The following is a 2,037-nucleotide window of genomic DNA, read 5'->3' on the forward strand; positions in this document are numbered from 1 at the left end:
GCCCACGCATGCGCACCCCAGGACGTGTCGAACCAGGCGTCGTACGCGCGGGCTTGCGCTGCAGTCAAGTCGTCCATCGTGGCTCGGTTCAGACGCGTCGATGCGGACGGTAACGTCAGCGATGCCACCGACCACCAGCAGCACCGATCCACGCCCTTTCACAGCATTCAGTTCGTGACCTCACACTATGCCGCACGGCTGTTGAGGAGCGCGGTGTGTGTTTTCGGACCGTGGCGCATCGCCCCGCAGCTCACCGGATTCCGGTGAGGTCACAGCGCTCGTCGTCCAGACAGCACCCGCTCCACCGCCTTGTCGCTGGTCGACTCCTGCGGTTAGCTCAGCGCGACGCGGTCGCGCGGGAGATGGCTTCGACAGCGATGGCCACGTCCTTCTCCCGCGTCCAGCGACCCAGGGACAGGCGTATCGCGCCGAGCGCGGCGTCGTGCTCGATGCCCATCGCCCGCAGGACGGGGGAAGGCTCGTGAATCCCGGAGTGACAGGCCGACCCGGTGGACGCGGCGATGTCCGGTGCAGCGGCGAGGACCGCGGGCCCCTCCGCGCCGTCGATGTGCAGGTTGGCGGTGTTGGGCAGGCGCCGGCTCGGATGACCGTGCAGATGAACCCGGCCTGGCAGGAATTCGGACAGCATTGCGACGAGGCGGTCGCGCAGCACCGCGAGCCGGTACGGCTCGCCCTCGACCAATGCTGTGGCGGCCAGCTCGGCGGCGACTCCGAGTGCCGTGGCGAAGGCGACGTTCTCCGTCCCGGCCCGCATACCGCGTTCTTGCCCTCCGCCGCCGATGAGCGGCACCATCGACACTCCCTCGCGAACATACAGGGCTGCAATGCCTTTCGGGGCGTACATCTTGTGCCCGACGACGGTGAGCAGGTCGACGCCGAGGGCCTCGACATCGAGGGCGATCTTCCCGGCGCTCTGAGCGGCGTCGGAGTGCAGGAGGACTCGGTGCCGCCTGGTCACGTCTGCGATCTCCCGGATCGGCTGGAGCGTGCCTGTCTCGTTGTTCGCATGCATGACGGTGACCAGGACAGTCCGAGAGGTGATCGCCGCCTCGACGTCGGGTGGGGCGAGGATTCCGTGGCCGTCGACGGGAAGGTAGGTGATCTCCACACCGTGGAGATCGTGCAGCGCCCGGCATGCGGCGAGGACCGCGGGGTGCTCGGTGACCTGCGTGATCACGTGCGGTTTGTCCTGGCCAGCGGTCATCGCGGCCAGGACGGCGCCTCGGATGGCGAGGGCGTTTGCCTCCGAGCCGCTGCCGGTGAAGACGATTTCTTGTGGGGAGGAACCCACGAACGTGGCGACCTGCTCGCGTGCCAGTCGCAGGGCCGCCTTGGGTGCGGCGCCGAACGCGTGGTCGCTCGAAGGGTTGCCGAAGTTCTCCCGGAGTGCCGGTAGTAGGGCCTCGACGACTCGGGGGTCGACGGGTGTGGTCGCGTTGTAGTCCAGGTAGACGGGTCTTGCGGGCAGACCCGGGTGCTCCACGGTCATGCTGTTGCCCATCTCCTTCGGCGGCGGGAAAGATCTCCACGCTTGCTCTGACTCCTCGAGACGCGCCAGCGCGCCGATGTGGTCGATCGAGCTTCCCGATTCCTCGTCCCCGCAAGGGCTGATCTCGTTCTCGATCGCGCTCGCGATGTCGCGTGCGGGGAACCGGCGGGGCGAGAGGAATACCGCATCCTTGTGATCACCACGACCAGATGCACTGTCCCGCATCCGGATCGGGACGTAGGCCCCGGCGGCGGCGTAGTCCCAGAAGGACAACGCGCCGTGCTCGTGCAGCAGGGTGGCGATCCGGTCGGCGCCCGACAAGACGCCGGTGACGTTGGAGGCGGCCGAGAAGCTACCGATGCGTAATGGTCGGTCCGCCGACGTCGCCCCGGACCCGCAAAAGATCACCAGATCGGTCTCGGTACCGCCGACCGCGTGGTGGATGATCTGGCGTGCGTCCTGCCGCAGCAGTGAGGTCTGTAATCCGGTGCCGGAGCTTTCGGTGTGAGTGTTGGCGTAGCGCGGGA

2 protein-coding genes are annotated in these 2,037 nt (G+C 67.7%); one reads left to right on the top strand and one right to left on the bottom strand.

Translation table 11 applies throughout. The features are described 5' to 3' along the window. On the top strand, positions 1-267 hold a 267-nt coding region (locus WAW17_RS27920), incomplete at its 5' end, for a hypothetical protein (protein ID WP_422336107.1). Between the two features lie 70 nt (positions 268-337). On the opposite strand, the gene WAW17_RS27925 is transcribed toward WAW17_RS27920, so the two are convergent. After that, the coding region (locus WAW17_RS27925; protein ID WP_422336108.1) for an aminotransferase class V-fold PLP-dependent enzyme at positions 338-2,037 on the bottom strand (1,700 nt) is incomplete at its 5' end.

It is taken from the genome of Rhodococcus sp. (in: high G+C Gram-positive bacteria), assembly GCF_049286785.1.
Classification (GTDB): Bacteria; Actinomycetota; Actinomycetes; order Mycobacteriales; family Mycobacteriaceae; genus Rhodococcus_F.